General features: G+C 41.6%; 13 protein-coding genes. 8 read left to right on the top strand and 5 right to left on the bottom strand.

From position 1 onward, the window contains the following. Positions 1-6 precede the first annotated feature (6 nt). Together KO529_RS17535 and KO529_RS17530 are read right to left on the bottom strand one after the other, a co-directional pair. The gene (locus tag KO529_RS17535) at positions 7-3,501 is read right to left on the bottom strand and encodes a TonB-dependent receptor (RefSeq protein WP_215949169.1); all 3,495 of its coding nucleotides are present in this window, start codon (positions 3,499-3,501) and stop codon (positions 7-9) included. Between the two features lie 159 nt (positions 3,502-3,660). After that, a complete protein-coding gene (locus KO529_RS17530; protein ID WP_215949168.1) occupies positions 3,661-4,809 on the bottom strand; it encodes a FecR family protein in 1,149 nt (382 codons plus the stop codon). Positions 4,810-4,978: 169 nt separating this feature from the next. Between KO529_RS17530 and KO529_RS17525 the strand changes: the two genes are divergently transcribed. The 8 genes from KO529_RS17525 to KO529_RS17490 all read left to right on the top strand — a co-directional run bounded on the left by KO529_RS17525 (position 4,979) and on the right by KO529_RS17490 (position 15,731). Further along, positions 4,979-5,536: an RNA polymerase sigma factor gene (locus KO529_RS17525; protein ID WP_215949167.1), complete on the top strand. Its 558-nt coding sequence runs from the start codon at positions 4,979-4,981 to the stop codon at positions 5,534-5,536. Between the two features lie 160 nt (positions 5,537-5,696). Next, a complete protein-coding gene (locus tag KO529_RS17520; protein WP_215949166.1) occupies positions 5,697-8,999 on the top strand; it encodes an amidohydrolase family protein in 3,303 nt (1,100 codons plus the stop codon). Positions 9,000-9,106: 107 nt separating this feature from the next. Further along, complete coding sequence (locus tag KO529_RS17515; RefSeq protein WP_215949165.1) at positions 9,107-9,709, top strand: class I SAM-dependent methyltransferase; 603 nt, start codon at positions 9,107-9,109, stop codon at positions 9,707-9,709. A 285-nt stretch (positions 9,710-9,994) separates the two neighbouring features. Beyond that, on the top strand, positions 9,995-10,471 hold the full coding sequence (locus KO529_RS17510; protein WP_215949164.1) for a (2Fe-2S)-binding protein: 477 nt from the start codon (positions 9,995-9,997) through the stop codon (positions 10,469-10,471). 4 nt (positions 10,472-10,475) lie between these two features. Beyond that, entirely contained in the window at positions 10,476-12,650 is a 2,175-nt protein-coding gene (locus KO529_RS17505) for a xanthine dehydrogenase family protein molybdopterin-binding subunit (protein ID WP_215949163.1), read from the top strand. A gap of 119 nt (positions 12,651-12,769) precedes the next feature. Further along, the gene (locus tag KO529_RS17500) at positions 12,770-14,644 is read left to right on the top strand and encodes a sensor histidine kinase (protein WP_215949162.1); all 1,875 of its coding nucleotides are present in this window, start codon (positions 12,770-12,772) and stop codon (positions 14,642-14,644) included. 8 nt (positions 14,645-14,652) lie between these two features. Continuing rightward, positions 14,653-15,321, top strand: a complete 669-nt coding sequence (locus KO529_RS17495; RefSeq protein WP_215949161.1) for a DNA-binding response regulator — start codon at positions 14,653-14,655, stop codon at positions 15,319-15,321. 266 nt (positions 15,322-15,587) lie between these two features. After that, positions 15,588-15,731 (top strand): hypothetical protein, encoded by a 144-nt coding sequence (locus tag KO529_RS17490; protein WP_215949160.1) that lies wholly within the window; start codon positions 15,588-15,590, stop codon positions 15,729-15,731. Between the two features lie 130 nt (positions 15,732-15,861). On the opposite strand, the gene KO529_RS17485 is transcribed toward KO529_RS17490, so the two are convergent. From KO529_RS17485 to KO529_RS17475, 3 genes are all read right to left on the bottom strand, one after another. Further along, positions 15,862-17,406: a glycoside hydrolase gene (locus tag KO529_RS17485; protein ID WP_215949159.1), complete on the bottom strand. Its 1,545-nt coding sequence runs from the start codon at positions 17,404-17,406 to the stop codon at positions 15,862-15,864. Between the two features lie 159 nt (positions 17,407-17,565). Beyond that, on the bottom strand, positions 17,566-19,137 hold the full coding sequence (locus KO529_RS17480) for an arylsulfatase (RefSeq protein WP_215949158.1): 1,572 nt from the start codon (positions 19,135-19,137) through the stop codon (positions 17,566-17,568). Further along, entirely contained in the window at positions 19,124-20,683 is a 1,560-nt protein-coding gene (locus KO529_RS17475; RefSeq protein WP_215949157.1) for a RagB/SusD family nutrient uptake outer membrane protein, read from the bottom strand. Before KO529_RS17475 ends, KO529_RS17480 begins: the two co-directional genes overlap by 14 nt.

Genomic DNA, 20,683 nt, shown 5'->3' with positions numbered 1-20,683 from the left:
TTTAAGTTAAAAAGAAATATCGACCCCTAAAGACAAGGTCTTTGTAATGGGATAAGAGTTTTCGCGATCATCATACCCGAGTTCCGGGTCTATAAAATCCAGTTTACTGATAGTAAACAGGTTTTGTCCCGTTAAACGAAAACTTATCGATTCCATATTTAGCTTCTCTGACACGCTTTTAGGAAGGGTGTATCCCAAAACTGCTGTTTTTAGACGTAAGTACCCAGTGTCTACCATCCAAAAATCCGAAGTTTGCGTATTGTTGGAATAAGGCGAAGGGGATGCCCTTGGATACCTCGCATCTTGGCTATCAGGAGTCCACCTATTGTTAAAATATTCATAGGAGGTATTACTTCCGTTGTTAGCAAAAGGGGACGTTAAAAATGTCTGGATATTGATATCCGAATTGGCTACTCCTTGGAAAAACAAGGAAAGATTAAAGCCTTTATAATCTGCCGTGGTGTTAAACCCGTAAGTAACAGATGGATAAACAGGATTACCGATTACCGTTTGGTCGTTGGAATCTATTCTCCCATCAGGTGTACCATCAGGGCCACTTAAATCGGCATACCTAACGTCTCCAGGATGTAAATCCCCAAATTGCACAATGTTATAACCATCAGTAGCGTTTATGATGCCATCTCCGTTGGTGTCATCAGCTGTGGAGAAAAGTCCCAAGGATTTATATCCATAAGGTGTGCCATAGGGGCGTCCTACTCTAGTTCTATTGGGATTATCCCTTTCGGCATCGGACTGGAACACCTCCAACATATTGTTCTCGGCATAGCTTAGGTTGGCATTTAGTGAGAACCGGAAACCGTTATCCCACATTTTCTGGGTACCCATCCCTATCTCGAAACCATTGTTGTCCATAGACCCTTTATTTTCTTGTGATAGGGCCAGGCCATATTCTACCGGTACTGTAACCTGCGGAGCTAGGAGCATCCCTGTACGATCTTCATGGAAATAATCGAATTCCATGTTAAAAAGGCCGTTCCACATGGTTAGATCAAAACCGATATCCAATTTCGTGGATATTTCCCAAGTAATGTTAGGGTTTGGCTCAGTACTTACCCTAGACCCCTGAACAAGGCTACCATTCCCAAACGCATAGGCGTTACCGCGCAGATCATAACCTGCCAAATATTGGAATGCGGCCAGATTGCCATCAATATAAGGAAGGTTCCCTGATTTACCCCAGGAGGACCGCACCTTTAAATTGTTGATGGCTGTCATCTCCTTCATAAAACTTTCCTCAGATATTCTCCAAGCTCCAGAAAAAGCTGGAAAATAACCCCAACGTTTACCCGGTGCAAAGGAATAGTGGCCATCATACCTACCAGACGCCTCTAGGATATATTTGTCCTTATAAGTATAGCCTAAACGGTAAACATAGCCAATTTCACTTGCGGTTCCCGAGGAGCCGCCATTGTCATAATCCAATTTATCTGAACTCCTCAAGCTCAACTCGTCTATTTCTATGGCAAAATTGTTCCTTCGGGCATTGAAAAAGTCATTTTTAGTCTCGCGGGCCTCTGCAACGAACAGGGCAGAAATATTGTGGTCCCCAAAAATTCGATCATAATTAATATATCCTTGATAGGTGAATTTTGTTTGTCTTCGATTTTCCAACTGTAACCAAGTATATGGGGCCCCATTACCTTCCTGTAAGGAAATTGCCTCGGTATAAGTGTAAGGCTGCTCATCTAGGTTAATGTTATAATAAACATAAGGAACGTGCCATAGTTTATCATTATTCGTAGTTGGGTCATAACTAAAAACCCCTTTAACCTTTAACCCAGGAATAAAAGGCAGTTCCTGTTCAACATAGACCGAGCTAAGCAAGGTGTTATCCTCGTCCTTACGATAACCTTCAGACTCTAAAACCCCTACTGGAGTATTGGCAGAAGATTCACCCCATTTATCCCCTTCAGGATATCTAAGGGTCTGGGTAGGCACAAATTTATAGAAACTACGCATTAGGTGGGTAAGACTCTCATCGGCATCGATCCCGTCTGTAGTCTCAACAGAACCATAAAGAGACATTCCAAATTTGGTTGTCTTTGTGGCTTGGATATCTAGGCTCAAGTTATAGTTATATCGTTCATAACCAACAGGATCAAAAATTCCATTTTGATCAAAATAACCAATTCCGGCATTATACTTTATTACATCGGTCCCTCCACTTATCTGGAAGTTGTTGATAGATACACCCGTGCTTTTTGCAAACTCATCAGTAAAATTGGAGTCCGGGTACTTGTATGGATCTGACAAGTGTAATTGGTTGTAATCCGCTATTAGGCCTGGATCATTCGGAGGTGTGTTCCCTGTAGGGTTTATATTGTAATACCCTTCGTTTTGCAAGGCCATGTAATCTCGGGCACTCAGCATTTCTGGAAGGTAAGTAGGGCTTTGAAAACCATAGGAGCTACTTAAACTGATAGTAGGTTTACCTGTCTTTCCTTTCTTGGTCGTAATTACAATAACCCCATTAGCACCCCCAATACCAAAAGGCGCAACTGCTGCTGCATCCTTAAGTACCGTTACAGATTCAATTACGTTGGGGTCTATCTGGCTCATATTGTCCCTTCGTATTCCATCGACAACTATCAAGGGACTATTGTTTCCTGTGGAAACAACTCCCCGAATATGGATGTCAGGGTTATCACTTCCTGGAGCACCACCGTTTGGCCTCATACTCACCCCGGTCATTCTACCGGCAAGATTCTGGGAAACATTTGCTGTTGGAATATTGGCAATTTCCTCCCCTTTCATACTACTTACAGAACCTGTCAATGTAGACTTCTTTTGGGTGGCATACCCTACCACAACAATTTCATCCAAGCCAGCGGCATCTTCTTTTAGAACAACTGAGATATCCGTTCTTCCATTAAGAGCGACTTCTTGTGTTGCAAATCCAATATATGATATTACAAGCGTTGCATTTTCACTGTCCAATTGAATTGAAAACTTACCGTCAAAATCGGCCTGAGTACCATTGGTAGTGCCTTTTTCTACAATATTGGCTCCTGGCATAGGGACGCCAGAATCATCGGTAATTAGACCCGAAACCAGAACTTGATCCTGTTTAGTGTCGTTTTGGGAGTGTTTAGAAACCGTTTGAGGAATTTTTAAATTTTCATCTTGAGTTAAGATAATTTGTGTCCCCCGCACTTTATATGCGGTGTGTGTACTACCAAATAAACTTCTCAATACGGTATCAATGTGCTCCTTATTAACACTCAAGGATAATTTACGCTGTAGGTTCACATCCTTTACCTTATAAATAAATCGGAATTTCGTAGTAGATTCAATGTCATCAATAATGTCCCGCACTGTAGCGTTCTCTACGGCTAAGGTAACCTTGGTCTTTTGCGCATAGCTATCATTGGCCTGTAAACCTAATAGAGTGGTAAACAACAGTAGCGTGGTCAGTTTCATTTTTAAGTCAAATTTCAACAAAGGTTTGCCTAACCTCCGCTGGTTAAGTGGTTTTTTCATATTTTTGAATGTTTAAGTGTGGTTAGTAAATAATTACTCGATCACTCTTTTTAACCGGGAAATGTTAGCGCATTTTCCGGTTCTTTTTTATGAATTCAGAGTGTCGAAGATTCAATTCGAAATTCTATGTCATAGTTTATTTGTTTTAGGGTTCTACTTCTATTTAATGATTACCTTATTTTCCTGTATGGTATAATCTATTTCATGGGTGTCATTGAAATAACTAAGCACCTCATCTATTTTAGCATCATTGAAACTGGCGTTAAAAATTTCTTTCCCCAAAGCAATATTGGTATTTTCCAACTCTATATTATAATGGCGCTCCAATTTTGCCAAAATCTGATTAAAAGTTAAATTCCTAAAAACCAAATGCCCCTGCATCCAAGAAGTGTATTGGCTTGTATTTACCTTATTTACCAATATGCCTTTGGAGTCATTGTCATAAGATCCTTTTTGACCTGGAGTTAAGGTAACAACATCATCCTCCAATTCCTTTTTATTATCCAAACTCACCGCCCCCTCAACCAGAACAACATCGATATTTTTATCCTCCTCATAGGCCGATACATTAAACTTCGTTCCCAAAACTTTCACATCCAGTTCGTTCACATTTACAACAAATGGGTTGGATACATTTTTGGTAACATCAAAATAAGCCTCCCCGGTAAGAAAGACCTCTCTTGGACCTTCGGTTAAAAAAGCTACTGGATATTTTAAGGAACTCCCAGCATTCAAGTGAACTATAGTACTGTCTGATAAAACCAATTGAAATTTTTTCCCGTGGGGTATTTTTAAGGTATTAAACACCAAATCTTCCTTTTGGACAGCATGGGAATAACTGATCTGATTTTGCTCTTGGGCCCCAATAATATTTCCATCCGAATCCCTAACTTCCTTCTTTCCTGTAATATCAATGGTCTGAATGGTACCATTATCCAATTCCAAGGTAATAGGTTCGTCCTCTGGCACCAAAGGTGCCTTACAACAATGACCATGATTTGTTGAGGAATTTTGTTGAAAGTAGAATCCCAAACCAATTAGCAATGCAATAGCTGCTGCAGCAGCAAACTTTGTCCAAAGTGGGAAAAGTTTTTTAACCGGCTTTGTATTAATGTTGATTTGGTGGGTAACTTTGTTATAGGCATCATCAAGATTGTTTTCCAATATTGCCAAATTTAAATCGTGATTATCACGAACATAAGATTCAAGAATAGTTTGATTTTTTTCATCTTTCAACCAGTCCCGAAGCTCAATAATCTCCTTTTCTGTAATTGTACCAAGAAGCAGCTTAGTTATATTTTTTTTCATTATCTTATTACCAATTTTCTCCCGTTATGTGTTAGTTCTGAAAATCACTTTCATTACACATTACACAACCAATACTTTAAAAAAATATAAAACCCTTAAAAAGAATTAAAAAAAAATTTGATATTCGCACTTATGTTCCAACAACCTACCAAACCAACAGCTAGGACAAATGAATGAAATTGAGGCAGTGATTGCCATGAAAAACGGCGATAGGTGTGCTTTCAAATATCTATTCAATGTATATTATAATCGGTTGGTGGCCTATATAACCACATATACCCATGATAAAATACAATCGGAGGATATTGTACAACATGCCTTTATCCGGTTTTGGGAGGATAAGTCCAAATTGGACGAAACCAAATCCCCAAAGGCATATCTCTATGCCATTGCCTACAATAGATATATAGATACCGTTAAAAAGGCTAAAAAACAGGAAAAATTGCTTGGTCAAATTTGGGAGCGCGCTTTAGTGGATAGAATTCAGGAAGACTCGGACGCCCTGGAAGAGCGTATCCAAAAAATGAAACAGGTCATTGATTCCCTACCCCCAAAATGTAAGGAAATCATCATGTTAAATAAGATTCAGGGGGTGAAATATAAAGAAATTGCAGACCAGATGGGGATTTCCGTAAAAACGGTGGAATCCCAAATGCGAATAGCCTTTACCAAAATAAGGGAGGCCTTTAAGGGCGACCCCGCGATGTTGTTTTTCTTGTTCAAGTAAGCGCCACGCACAGTCTCCCTACTTCGAGCACCTCAACCTTCACATGCTTTTCTTAACGCCCAAAGCCATCTTTCAATAGGGCAATTTAATACAAAGTACTATCTTTAAAGTTTTATTTCTAACCTAAGTGCAGAACATTATTTTACTAGAATTACCTTCTATGAAAAACAGTATCCTATTCGCCCTTCTATTACTTATTTGCCATACCTCCTATTCTCAGGATAAAGAAGAAACCAAAAAAGATAAATGGGATGTCAATACCCCTGCCCTTCCCTTTAAAAATGTTTCTATCACCACCAACGAAGGGTCTTGGATAAGCCTGGACGTAAGTCCGGACGGGAGCCAGATCGTCTTTGATATGCTGGGCGATATCTATACCATGCCCATCAGCGGTGGCACCGCCACATTGATACGGGGCGGCCATGCCTTTGAAGTGCAACCCAGGTACAGCCCGGATGGAAAACATATTAGCTTTACCAGCGATGCCGGTGGGGGCGATAATATTTGGGTGATGAATACAGACGGTTCCGAAGCCGAACAGATCACCAAGGAGGATTTTAGATTGGTAAATAACGCGGTTTGGTCCGTAGACGGAAACTATATTTTTTGCCGTAAACATTTTACCTCCACCCGCTCTCTAGGAGCTGGCGAAATATGGATGTACCATAAATCTGGCGGCAAGGGTATTCAGCTTACCAAAAAGAAAAACGACCAACAGGATGTTGGAGAGCCTTGGGCTTCACCTGATGGTAAATATGTATACTACAGTGAAGACGTTTATCCAGGAGGGGAATTTCAGTACAACAAAGACCCCAATAGCCAGATATACGTTATAAATCGTTATAACCTGGAAGATGGGGAAATAGAACGGGTAACGGGCGGACCTGGAGGGGCCATACGCCCCGTAATTTCGCATAAGGGAGATGTAATGGCCTTTGTGAAAAGGGTAAGGGAAAAAACAGTGCTCTACCTGCACGACCTTAAAACCGGAAGGGAATGGCCTATTTACGATCAACTTAGCAAGGACCAACAGGAAGCATGGGCCATATTTGGACCCTATACCGGATTCAACTTTACTCCAGATGATAGCGCCATCATAATCTGGGTCCAGGGCAAAATCAAAAAAATTGACCTCAATTCCTTAAAGGCCGGCGATATTCCCTTTGAGGCCACTGCAGAACACAAGATCGTAAATGCTTTAAAATTTAAAAACGATGCAGCTCCGGAGACCTTTACCCCAAAGGCTATACGCAATGCTGTAACCTCCCCTGACGGAAAAACACTAATATTTAACGCCGCCGGTTACCTTTGGAAAAAATCACTGCCCAATGGTACCCCTGCCCGACTTACCTCCGGAACGGATCTGGAATATGAACCTGCATTTTCCAAAGACGGCAAATACTTAGTGTACGTAACCTGGAACGATGAACATATGGGGGCCTTACATAGGTTGGACCTCAGCTCCAATAAAAACCGTCCTATTAAACTGACCACTGAAAAGGCAATTTATAGAGAGCCAAACTTTTCCCCCATCAACAACAACCAAATTGTATACCGCGAAGAAGATGGTAATCAACATCAGGGATATGTACATACCAAAGAGCACGGGATCTATCTTATGGAAATAAGTGAATCCAGAAAATCGGGCATCACCTCCAGTAAAAAATTAGTGGTAAAGGAAGGTATATTTCCAAGTTTTAATAAGGATGCCACCAGAATCTACTACCAAACTGGCGGTTATCTTTTGGGGAACATCACCAAGACCTTAAAATCCGTGAACCTACAGGGTAAGGAAGAACGGGAAATTGTAAAATCCAAATACGCACAACGAATCATCCCCAGTCCGGATGATAATTGGTTGGCCTTTACCAATTTGTTCAAAGTATATATTGCGGCCCTGCCCAAGACAGGAAATACCATTGAATTGGACGGAAAGGCCACCAATGTTCCAGTAGCACAGGTAGCCCGTGATGCTGGCATTAACCTACACTGGTCTTCGAATAGCAACAAACTAAATTGGACTTTGGGCGATGCCTATTTTAATGCCGACATCAACCAACGGTTTACCTTTTTGGAAGGGGCTCCGGATAGCATTCCGCCGATGGACACCTTAGGTCTTAAAATCAAACTCAGCCTACCAACAGACAAACCAAAGGGAACCATTGCCCTAAAAGGTGCCAGAATCATTACTATGAACAATGATGAAGTTATAGGGAACGGCACCATCATCATCCACGACAATAAAATTACGAACCTTGGCCCCAGCGATATAATCAACATCCCTGCCGATGCCAAAGTTTTGGATATTAGCGGAAAGACCATAATGCCCGGATTAGTGGATGCGCATGCACATCTTAGTCATTTTAGGTTTGGTTTGAGTGCCCAAAAACACTGGCCCTATTATGCCAATTTGGCCTATGGGGTAACCACTACCCACGATCCTTCAGCCAATACCGAAGTGGTATTTTCCCAATCGGAAATGGTTAAGGCCGGAACTATGGTAGGCCCTAGAATATTCTCCACCGGGGTTATTTTATACGGAGCGGACGGCGACTTTAAAGCTACGGTAAACAATTTGGAAGATGCACGTTCCGCTATTCTAAGGACCAAGGCCTTTGGGGCGTTTTCCGTAAAAAGCTACAATCAGCCCAGACGTGATCAAAGACAGCAGATCATTAAGGCGGCCCATGAGAAGCAGATAGAAGTAGTTCCGGAAGGAGGATCTACCTTTTTTCACAATATGTCCATGATCTTGGACGGACACACAGGTATAGAACACAATATACCCGTGGCTCCCATATATGATGATGTGCTACAATTATGGTCGGCCAGCGAAACGGCCTACACCCCTACCCTTATCGTTAATTACGGCGGATTGAACGGGGAATACTTTTGGTACCAGACCACCAATGTTTGGGAAAACGAAAAGCTTTTAAAATACACTCCAAGAAGCGTAATTGATGCTCGTTCCAGACATCGTACCATGGCACCTATTAAGGAATATGAAAACGGTCATATTTTAGTTGCCAATGCAACCAAGAAATTGGCCGATGCCGGCGTAAAAATAAACCTCGGTGCCCATGGGCAATTACAAGGCCTTGGCGCACATTGGGAACTTTGGATGTTGGCCCAAGGGGGAATGAGCAATATGGAAGCCTTAAAAGCAGCCACTATTAATGGAGCCTCATACCTAGGAATGGGAGATCAACTTGGTTCCTTGGAACAAGGGAAATTGGCCGATCTGATCGTATTGGACAAAAATCCTTTGGAGGATATTCAAAATTCCAACTCCATAATCTATACCATGATCAATGGACGTTTATACGATACCGAAACTATGAACGAGGTAGGGAACTATGACAAGCCTAGAAGCCCTTTCTATTGGGAGATGAGCGACTACGCCCCTGCTTTTGATTGGCATGGGGAAACGCATACGGGATGTTCTTGTGAGGTAGGACATTGATATAGTGCGTTTAAGACCAGCTTGAATAGGCACGCAGTCCGCATAAGCCTGCGATGAATTTTTGTTGAATTTTTCAATGACAACATTTGTATAGAAAATATACTGTTATGTCAGAATTTTGGGAAACGAATTTTATTGGAAAACAGGCAATGTGGGGCTTTGAACCTGCAAAATCAGCTGTTATAACAAAAGAAATTTTTATAAAGCAATCCGTTAAAAACGTGCTAGTTCCAGGTATTGGTTACGGTCGTAACGCACAAATTTTTATAGAGAACGACATTAATGTTACAGGGATAGAAATTTCCAAAACAGCCATTGCACTAGCAAAAAAACATTATGGAAATGGCATGACCATTTATCACGGATCTGTTTCCGCTATGCCTTTTGATGAAAAGAAATATGATGGCATTTTTTGTCATGCCTTGATCCATCTTTTGAACAAGAACGAAAGAATAAAACTAATCCAAGACTGCTATCACCAACTGGGCAAAAACGGTTATATGGTTTTTACTGCAATAAGCAAAGATGCCCCAAATTTCGGCAAAGGAAAAATGATCAGTAAAGACAGGTACGAAGTTCATGAAGGTGCCAAAATTTATTATTACGACAGGGAAGCAGTACACGCCGAATTTGACCAAACTGGGCTTTACGAAATTGTGGAGGTAAAGGAAGACCAACCCATGTTTTTAATTAAGTGCAAGAAAAACTAAAAAAACTCTAGTTTGGGCAGCGAGGGGCACGAGCGTGACGATCGCGCCAGCGATGGAGATCCTCCGCTAGTAGTGGACGACGGAAGGGATTGGAAGCCTAAGTCCTAGGTGAAATGAAGGGAACTGGGTAAAAGTCATGGCGTTCAGGATATGCAATCTTCCCCGCGAGGGTCATCAGCACTATTCCTATCACTTTAACAAATGCCCGATTTTCCAAAAAATTTTCAAGCCCCAAATAGGCTACATCCTTCTTTTTCAGTAATTTAATAGAAAACATTGTGTATCATGGCTACGTTTCAACTAGATATCAACAACACAAAACATAAAGTAGAAGTTACTGAAGGCACTTCCCTACTCTGGGTATTGCGGGAACATTTGGGCCTTACCGGCACCAAATATAGTTGTGGCATAGGGCAATGTGGGGCATGTATGGTGCATATTGATAATCAACCTGTGCGGGCCTGTCTTCTTCAAGTAGACAATTATGCCGGCGGACAAAAAATTAAGACCATAGAAGGTTTGTCCAATAACGGGGATCATCCCGTACAAAAAGCGTGGATCGAGGCCCAAGCACCGCAATGCGGTTATTGTCAGTCCGGGCAGATCATGCAGGCCGTAGCCCTCTTGGAAAGCAATCCCAATCCCACAAGGGAGGAAATAAAGACCCATATGAACGGCATCCTTTGCCGCTGCGGCACCTACCTGCGTATTATCAAGGCCATTGAATTGGCCTCCAAAACCCCAACATCCATTAAAAACTAAAGCCATGGTTAAAACGAAAACCGAAATTAGTAGAAGGAAGTTTCTGAAATCATCCTCTGGGGTGGCTCTCTTTATCGGCATATCCGGTATACTGCCGCAAATGATATCCTGCAAAGATCCAAAAAAAATTAAGGAACAACTCGCCCAACAGCCACTTACGGCCTGGGTGAAATTGTCCGAGGACGGCTTAATTACCATATATAATCCGGCGGCCGAAATGGGACAGGGATCCATGACCTCCTTACCACTTATATTTGCCGAGGAGATGGATGCCGACTGGTCTATGGTGAAGGTGGAATTTTCCCCACAAGAATCGGAGATCTACGGTTCCCCGGGATGGGCCCCGGGCAGTAAGCTAATGTTTACGGTAGGCAGCAGGACAACAAATAGCTACTACAATGTTATGCGAAAAGCAGGCGCCCAGGCCCGCTATGTTTTAATAAGCAGTGCTGCCAAACATTGGGAAGTACCCATAGAGGAACTTACAACATCCAATAGTCATGTACTTCATGGAAAAACCAACCAAAAAATAAGTTACGGAGCCCTGGTTCCTTTTTTGGAAATGCCAGAAACACTACCCGACCTTAGCGAAGCACAATTAAAGAATCCCAAGGATTTCCAGCTGGTCGGAAAAGACATTCCCCGTACCGAAATCCCTGCCAAGGTAGACGGTAGTGCCATGTTCGCCATAGACATCCGTTTGCCGGGAATGGTTTACGGAGTTTTGGAAAGAGGCAACCTCCACGGTTCAAGGCCCAGCCTGACCAATGAAGCCGAAATTCTGGCCATGGAGGGGGTTTTAAAAATAATCCCCTTGGATTATGCCATAGGAGTCGTGGCCAAGACCCTGGAACAGGCCTTGAATGCCAAACAAAGCCTAAAAATAGATTGGAGCGAGTCCAAGGCAAGCGGTCACAACTCACAGGAAGTATATACCACCTATAAAAAAATAGCCTCACAAAAAGAAAAGGGCAAGGTCATCATAGAAATTGGCGATGTTGCCAAGGCCAAAAGAACGGCCGCCAAAACCTATATGGTGGACTATAAAAACGATTATGTATACCATGCCCAAATGGAACCGCTGAATGCGGTGGTGAAGGTTGCGGAAGATGGTGGCAGTGCCGAAGTTTGGGTAGGTAGCCAGCAGGGTACGGACACCAAGTTGGGAGTGCCCAAAATTCTCGGAATAGCCCCGGAAAATGTTAACGTACACCTGCAATATTTGGGAGGTGGATTTGGCAGAAGAAGCATGAACGATTTTGTGGAGGAATGTGCCTACCTGGCAAAAGAAATGGCACCACTTCCCGTAAAACTAATATGGTCCAGGGAGGACGATGTTACCTATGGCGCCTTTCGCCCCCTTTCCTTACAGCGACTTACGGCCAGCACAGATTATAATGGGAACATCACGTCATTTTCGCACGCTGTGGTAGGAGACGGAGGAAACTTGGTGGCCAGTGCAGTGGCCAATGACCACTATGATATCCCCAACCAATTTGCGGAATGGAGAGAAGCCTCCAATGGCATTCGCCTAAAACATTGGCGTGCCGTAGGACATGGCCCCAACAAATTTGCCATTGAGTGTATGCTGGATGAAATTGCACGGGACCAAAATTTAGATCCTTTGGATCTTAGGAGAAAATTAATGGCCAAAGCACCCCGGGCATTGGCTACACTGGAAAAAGCTGCAGAAATCTCCCGTTGGAATACCCCTTCTATTGAAGGTAGGGCCAAAGGCATGGCCTTTGTGGAACACGGGTCTTTGGGAACAGGAGTGTGTGAAATATCGATAGACCGAAGTACAGGAAATATCAAAGTACACCATTTTTGGATTGCCTTGGATGCCGGGGTGGTGGTGCAACCAGACAATGTAAAGGCCCAAATGGAAGGTGGCATCATTATGGGCATGAGCAGTGTTCTCAAAGAACAAATTACCATTGTGAACGGCCGGGTACAACAGTCCAATTATCACGATTATAATTTACTTAGGATGCAGGATATCCCTGATAGTGTTGAAACTGTAATCCTTGAATCGGCAGAAATTCCCGAAGGGGTAGGAGAAACTGCAACACCCATGGTGGCCTGTGCCATAGCCAATGCCTTTTTGAGATTAACGGGGAAACCACTGCGCCATTTGCCTTTCTCACCAGAGCGCGTGCTGCAAGCTTTGAACAGTTGATTCTTTCCAAATATAATACCGAAAAAAAACCCGAGCTATTACAAAATGGGTTTATTTATTTTGATCTCTAAATCAGAAATGTCCTTCAATAATCTGAAGGCTTTTTGTATTTTGGGGGGATGAAATTTAAGTTTGGCCTGTCCCTCATTTTTGTCCTTATTTACAATTGTTGTATAGCAGCTTTGTTCTCTGAAAATGGCATTGCAAATTCCAATTACTACTATTCTGCTACAGTTAAAAAACCAACAGACTCATTAGAACAACTCAAAAAACAAATTGGGGGTTTTGCTAAAAAGAAGGACTACCAAAACGCTATTGTCCATTCCAAAAAATTGCTCTTAAAGGCCAAATTGGCATCGGACAGTAGTTATATAAACAATGCCTATTGGAGGCTGGGATATTATTATAAAATATTGGATCAATTGGATTCCGCCTACTTCTATTTTGACAAAACCTATTCAATGAATTTAAAGTTACATGACAGTATTGGAACTGGAGACCGATTGCTGGATATGGCCAACATTCAGAAAAGTCTGGGCGATTACAATGGCGGTATGATAACCGCAACCGAGGGTCTAAAATATCTGGAAGGCTCCAATGAAATAGAATCTATCACCGGTCTGTATCAAACAATTTCGGTCTGTCAGAAAGAATTAGGAAACGACAAGGAAGCCCTCCGCTGGAACGACAAAATTTTTAGCTTGCTAAACGCACATCCTTCCGCGGACATAACAACAGAAAATTTGTCGGTTATTACCATCACAAGAGCTAATATCCTGGCGGAACTGCGCAGATACAATTCCAGTTTTAGCATTTTGGATAGCATAGCACGAAGTACCAAAGGGAATAATCAAATTCAATATTCACGCGCCATTTGTAATATGGGCCATTTTAAGTGGTTGGAAAACAAGAATAACCCAGAGAGCGAGTCCCTCCTCTTAAACTCCTTGGAAATACGGCAGGAATTAAATACGGTTTCCGGATTAATATCCAGTACCATTCATTTGGCAGAATATTATTTTGAAACCAATAAACCCTTGGCTTTGGCCTATGCCCAAAAAGCCTTTGCCTACTCGAAAAAACTAAATAATTCCGTCGCTATTTTGGAAGCTTTGGATTTACTATTGCCCTTAAAAAAATCCTTAGGACAGGATGTTTCCGAAGAGGCCATCTTTTATTCCAAGGTGCAGAACAAGCTTGAAAAAACAAAACAGGCCGTTCGTTCTATTTATGCCGCTACGAAATATGACAACGACACTTTAGAAAAAAGGAACCTTATGCTATTGGCCCAAGTTGCCAATAAAGAAAAACAGAATATTATGGCTCTGTCCGCCACAGTAATTTCAATTATTGTTATTGTGTTTGTGGTCTTTTATAAAAATCAACAGAAAAAAAAGGAGCAATTGGAGGTGGCCTATAAGACCGAGCTACGCCTTTCTAAAAAATTGCACGACGAACTTGGCAATGATATTTTTTACCTCATGACCCAAGTACAAAAAGACCCTCAGGAAATAGTGGCTTCCGAAAAGGTCATAATTCTGGAAGGCTTAAACACTATTTATAAAAGAATAAGGGATATCAGCAAGGAATATACCGCCATTGATACAGGTGAAAACTTTGAAAAGGAATTTTTGGCCCTTCTTAATTCCTATAGCTCTCCCAAAACTAAATTAATAACCAAGGAACTGCCTTCGGATTTTTGGGACAACGTATCTGCAGAAGCTAAAATTGAGGTATATAGGGTACTGCAAGAATTACTGGTCAACATGAAGAAACATAGTCAGGCTTCCATGGTCGCCATTACCTGTACCAAGAACAATAAACAAGTTGTAATTAAGTATGTGGACAATGGAGTAGGTTTTAATACAACGGAGAATTATTCAGGAAATGGACTTAAGAATGTGGAAAACCGCATGAATGGTATAAACGGAAATATTAATTTCGATTCCAAACCGAACGAAGGTGTCACGGCTACAATTAAGTTTGCCATTTAAAAATACATATGCGATTTGATAAAATATTTATATCTGAGGATATAGACAGCAATAATTTGGGGGTTACCACCATGCTTCATTCATTGGGATACAACAATATTGGCCATTCCCAATACTGTGACGAAGCCCTTTTGAAACTGAAAAGGGCAATCCTCGATGGCACGCCTTATGATCTGTTAATAACCGATTTGTCCTTCGACGATCCCAGGAATAAAAAAAAACTTCAAAACGGCCAGGAACTTATTACGGCTATAAAAGAATTTTATCCAGAAATAAAAGTGGTGGTTTTTTCTGTGGAAGACAACCACAACACCATAAAATCCTTATTTGAAGACCAGAAAATTGATGGTTATGTTTGCAAGGGTTTGAACGGACTAAGAGAGCTTCAGAACAGTATTGAAGCTATTGCCAAAAACGAATCCTACACCTGCCCCATTGCAACTGCCGCCCTACAGCAAAAAAACACCCTGGAACTGAATGATTATGACCAAAAATTGTTGTCCTTATTGGCCATAGGCTATAAACAGAATGAAATTAGCATATTGCTCAAAGAGGACGGCATTTCACCCAATAGTATAAGATCAGTTGAGGCTAATATCAGTAAATTAAAGGACTATTTCGATGCCTCAAATACCACCCATCTAGTTTATATAGCTTCCAACATGGGGCTGATTTAAATAAAAATCAACTATAACGATGAGCTCCAAGAGCGCTTACACTTTTTATCCTACAGTGAACCCAAATACAGCAATAACCATTGTCGTATTTATTTATGCAAAAATTTATTGAATTCTATATTACCGCCATTTCTTATAGTTTATAAAACGCGCTTGCCGCTTTGCTCTCCCCTTCCAACCCTGGACCGCTCCATTCCAAATCCAATGAAGGCTTTCCCTTTTGAATGGGCTTGTAAAATACCCGAAACGAAGGCAAAAACGGTTATATGATTTTTACAATAACAACCAAGGACGCCCTACATTCTGGCAAAGGAAAACCAATCAGCAAAGACCGGTACGAATTTCATGAAGGTGCCAAAAAACCTTTTATTAAGACAGGGAAACCGTACATGCTGAATTTGACCAAGTAGGACTTTACGAAATAGTGAATGTAAAGGAAGACCAACCCATATTTTTATTAAGTGCATAAAAGACTAAAAGAACTCTAGTTTGGGCCCAGCATGTGACACGGGCGTAACGCTCACGCCAGCAAAGGGATTTTTATTCGGCTAAATTAAAAACCAAGGTCGTCACAGATTTTCCGGCTATTTCAATTTTACCCCCATCCCTGACATTATCGTTCATTTTTTGAAGGTCATATTGGTTATTGGTCACAAAGCGTTCCATACTGGTTGAATGTAAATCGGTATTATTCAACTTTAAATCGATAGCTTTTTCCTGCTGGTTTACGGCAACAACCACAAGGCTATTATCGATATTTTTATAGGCGGATAGCAACACCCCGGCCTTTAGGTTTTCCTCTGTATTATAATCATCATAGGCAATCGATACCCTCTTGGCCCCGGGCCTAATAAACCTTGAATAATTTCCCAAGGCCCAAAGTAATTTGGAGCCGTAGAAATTCCCATCCCTGCTTTCCTTATCAACATAAATTAATCCATCCTTAAAATCGTAAGGACTCATGGCCAACCACCAGTGCCAAGCACTGGCATTGGCAATGGTTAGATCGGCATGGATAAGACGGGCCACATAAAGTGCCGTCTGCATGCCCAAATCCCTGCCTTTTCCTTTAATCTCCTCATTGTTCTCCAAAATACAGTATTCGCTCATCCAATATTCCAAAGAAGGATACTTAAGCAGTTTTTCGGCGATTCGCCCCCTTTCCTTTTTAAGTTTTGAAATATTCCAGGTAGTAAAATAGCTATGTGCAGCCACCTTTGGAGCCACCGATTTTAAATTGGCTATATAGTTGGGACTCTCAGGGCTAAAAAAAGTTTCAATTTGGTTGCTCCTGTTATTATGCTTTTCTTTTTCCCCTGTTAAATAGTCTATGGCCCCGGCCTCCGTAAGTTCTATTTTGGAATCTATTTTTTGTTGGGTAAAAACGGAATCGATTACCCTTGTGGCATTGGCCAATTCATTATTGTTCCAAGGTGAGCCTTCCTGTCCGCCTTTCCACTCCCACTGGGGCTCGTTGAACGCACTCATATAATCGAAATCTATTGCTAGACTATCCTTAAAATGTTTTAGTATCCGCGCAAGAAAGTGGGCATAATCAACATAGTTATCCTGGGATAAATTGGCCGCCAAGCCATCATCGGAATGTGCCTTATTGTTTCTGGTCAATTGTATTGGCGGACTATTGACAAAAGCAATGAATTGGTCCACCCCCCGATCTTTTGCCGCTTGTAAAAACCACTGTTGTCCTGCTTGCTTTCGCCAATCATAACTCCCATCATCCTGTAAAAAGCCTTCGGCCCTTCTCCATGGATCCTTTATGCCACTTTCTTCACCTTGGGACCTACTTCCTGCCCCAATATTAAAACGCCATGCCGAAAGGCCAATTCCTCTTGGTGATCCATCCGGATTGTTATCCAAACTAAATAACCACTCGGCCATTTGTTTCTTTTTTTCATTGGGCCATAAGCCTATATACTGGGCAGCCCAAGCATCGGAGGCTGCAAAATTGTGAATGGTCTGGAAATGGGTATTCTTATTTATTTGGACCTCTATTGCAGGATTTTGTTGTGCCCCCGCCCAATTAAAGGCGCACCAAATGAAGTATAATTTTAACCAATTTTTCATCGCTGCTATTTACGGATTCTATAGTGGGAAAAAATAATTTTTTATCCTAAACAACACTTATAGATCTGTTGTAATGGACGAAACAAATTAATAAAAAGAACCCTATACATAATGATAGGGCTCTTTAAAAACTAAACTAATCTAACTACTAATAATTTTTTATTCTACACTCAAATAGGTGCCTTGATCAAAAGTAAATACTTCGGAAGGTGTCCTTGCCTCCTTAAAAAGCAATTTCATTTCCTCTACAATTTCCGGATATTCCTTGGCAACATTATTTTCTTCTCCAATATCGGCATCAAGGTCATAAAGTTCCATCTGGTCCTCGTTCGATGCAAAAACATTGTATTTCACGGCTTTCCAATTGCCTTTTCTAATGGCTTGCCTGCCACCTTTCTCATGAAACTCCCAATACAGATATTCGTGTTTTTTTTGCTCTTTTTCCTCTCCCAAAAGGGTAGGTAAAAAGGAAACACCATCTAAAGAAGGTGGGACTTCCATATCGGCAATACTTGCAAATGTTGGAAATACGTCCCAAAATGCAGATACATGATCTGTTCTAGTATTTGGTTTAACGTGTCCGGGCCATTTAACAATTAACGGAACCCTGATTCCTCCTTCATAAAGATCCCGCTTGGTTCCCTTGAACGGACCGTTGCTATTAAAATAATCCGGGTCGGCACCACCTTCGGTGTGGGGGCCGTTGTCCGATGTAAACATTACTATGGTATTATCTGCAATACCCAACTGTTCCAATTTCGCCATAATCTCACCAACTTGATTATCCAAAATATGGATCATGGACACAAAGGCGGCATGGGTTTCTTTCTGTGATTCATAAGGCCCATTTCTATATTCAGGTCCATCATCCACACCTTTATAGGCCTTTTCAGGAGGGAATTTGCCTCTGTATTTTTGCATTATTTCCTCTGGCGCTGCAAGTTCTGCATGTGGTATAATAGATGCTACATAGAGAAAAAATGGATTATCCTTGTTGAATTCAATAAAATCCAAAGTTTTCTCATGGATAAGCTGGGGAGCATAAATCCCTTTTTGCTTCCCTGAATTTTCCTCCAGCACCAAGGAATCTGTATTGGCCCACAGGTGACGTGGGTAGTAATTATGTCCAAGGCGTTGGCAATTGTACCCAAAAAAAGTATCGAACCCTTGGTTCAATGGATCTCCTTCCGAACCTGGGTAACCAAGCCCCCATTTACCAAAAGCACCGGTGGCATAACCAGCTTTTTTCATGGCCTCCGCCAATGTATAGGTATTATCGGGAATGGGATACTGCCCCTCGGGCTGTATTTCCTTATTGCCTCGCACAAACGTATGGCCTGTGTGCATACCTGTCAACAATGCAGATCTAGACGGGGCACATACCGTACTCCCGGAGTAATGTTCGGTAAAAAGCATTCCCTGCTCAGCCAACTTATCTATGTTGGGTGTGGTAAACTTCTGCTGTCCGTACGCACTTAGATCCCCATAACCCAAATCATCTGCCAAGATGTAAACAATATTGGGTTTGGCAACCTTTTCCTGGGTGCTATCAGTTTTGGATGCATCTGTTAGCTGTCCCTTGTTTTTGCAAGAGGACAAGCCGATAATCAATAATAAAAATATAACTAAATAAGAAGGTTGTCTCATCATTGAAATGGTATCATAAAAACCATGGGGCAGATTAAATTTGCCCCATGGAAGTAACTTAATTTTGGCATTATCTGTACCCATTGTTGGTAGGATCCGACTCCAATAAATTTGGATTCAATTCCAATTGATTCTGTGGGATAGGTAATAAAACATGGTAAGGCTGTATGTTGGCAGCCGGATTGTTCCACGCCCTATGTTGAACCGTCTTAACCCTGTCCAACAAAATACCCCAACGAATAAGATCCATTCGGCGATGTCCTTCTGCACTTAGCTCAAATTTTCGTTCATCGTACATGGCTTCCCTAAATTGAACTTGTGACATTCCGCTCCAAGGTTGATCTGGTTCAAAAGCGCGTTCCCTTACTTTATTCACATAGGCAAAGGCATTACCTGGGCCATTGGCTTCGTTTTCAGCCTCAGCCGCCATAAGATATACGTCAGCTAAACGGAATACGATATAGTTCTCAGGGTGATTGCCACGCAATGAATTTTCCTGGTCCAAATTCCAATTTTTACGAAAGTATGGGAAAGATAATTTCCACCCTAAATATTCGGTAACAATAGTAGCATCATAGCGTAAATCCCCATCCTGCCAATTTTCCCTTAAGGCAAATTCTGGCAAAGGCACTGACCAACCATAACCGGTCATATCTTCACTTCGTTCACGCAAAAGGCCTTGAAATATATTAACCTTGGAACCGGAAACCCCGTTTACCACGGTATCTTTATTACGGTTTGCAGGTTCGTCCCTTATACGTGGGTTGTAATCATCTGTTCTTGTAGTAGACAATTCACCTACTAAATCTGCCTCAAAATCGATTACAAAAATATATTCATCATTGTATTGGTTGCTTGGATCCGATTGATCGAATACATCGGCATAATCATCCAAGAGCCTATGTGGACTTTCATCAATTACCTTATCACATTCAATTTTCGCCAATCCCCACTCTTTATCAAAAAGATGATACTTGGCCTTAAGTGTTGCTGCTGCCCATTTAGTAGCCCTACCCAAATTACCACCGGAATAAGAGGTCGGCAACAAGTCAAAAGCCTTTGCCAAATCTGTTTTCATAGCGCTTCTTATTTCCGCTTTTGGCGTTCTACCTAGTGTGGACCTTTCTGGCACTGGTAATTGCTCGGTATAAAAAGGAACGTCTCCCCAAAGATTGGTCAAGTGATAATAAGCCAACGCTCTTAAAAACAAAAGCTCTCCCACTCTTTGATCTCTGGCTTCTTGCGATAAACTTTCATTACCTTCAATATTCGAGATAAACTCGGTAGTATTGTTTACCACACGATATAGGTAAATCCAGGTACCATTGCCATCTGCCGTACCTTCTTGTATAAGGTAATTGTGTATCTCATTGTTCACGTTTCTACTGGCCGCCTGTATGTCGGCACCGCTTGTGTAATAATTGTCCAGTCCGCGTTGTGCGTAAAGGTTGTTATTGTGAAATAACCTGTAGACACCGTTTACAGCAAGTTCGGCTTCTTTATCGTTGGTGAAAAAAGAATCCGGGGTAATCTCGTCCCTTAAATCTTCTTCCAGAAACTTGTCACATGAGCTCAAAATAATTAAGCCCATAAGCAACATCAAAAATTTGCTCGTTATATTAGTTTTCAT

Source organism: Arenibacter algicola (assembly GCF_018860365.1).
GTDB lineage: Bacteria > Bacteroidota > Bacteroidia > Flavobacteriales > Flavobacteriaceae > Arenibacter > Arenibacter algicola_B.
Note: the sequence above shows the minus strand (reverse complement) of the source record. Positions and strands in the feature narration are given on the sequence as shown.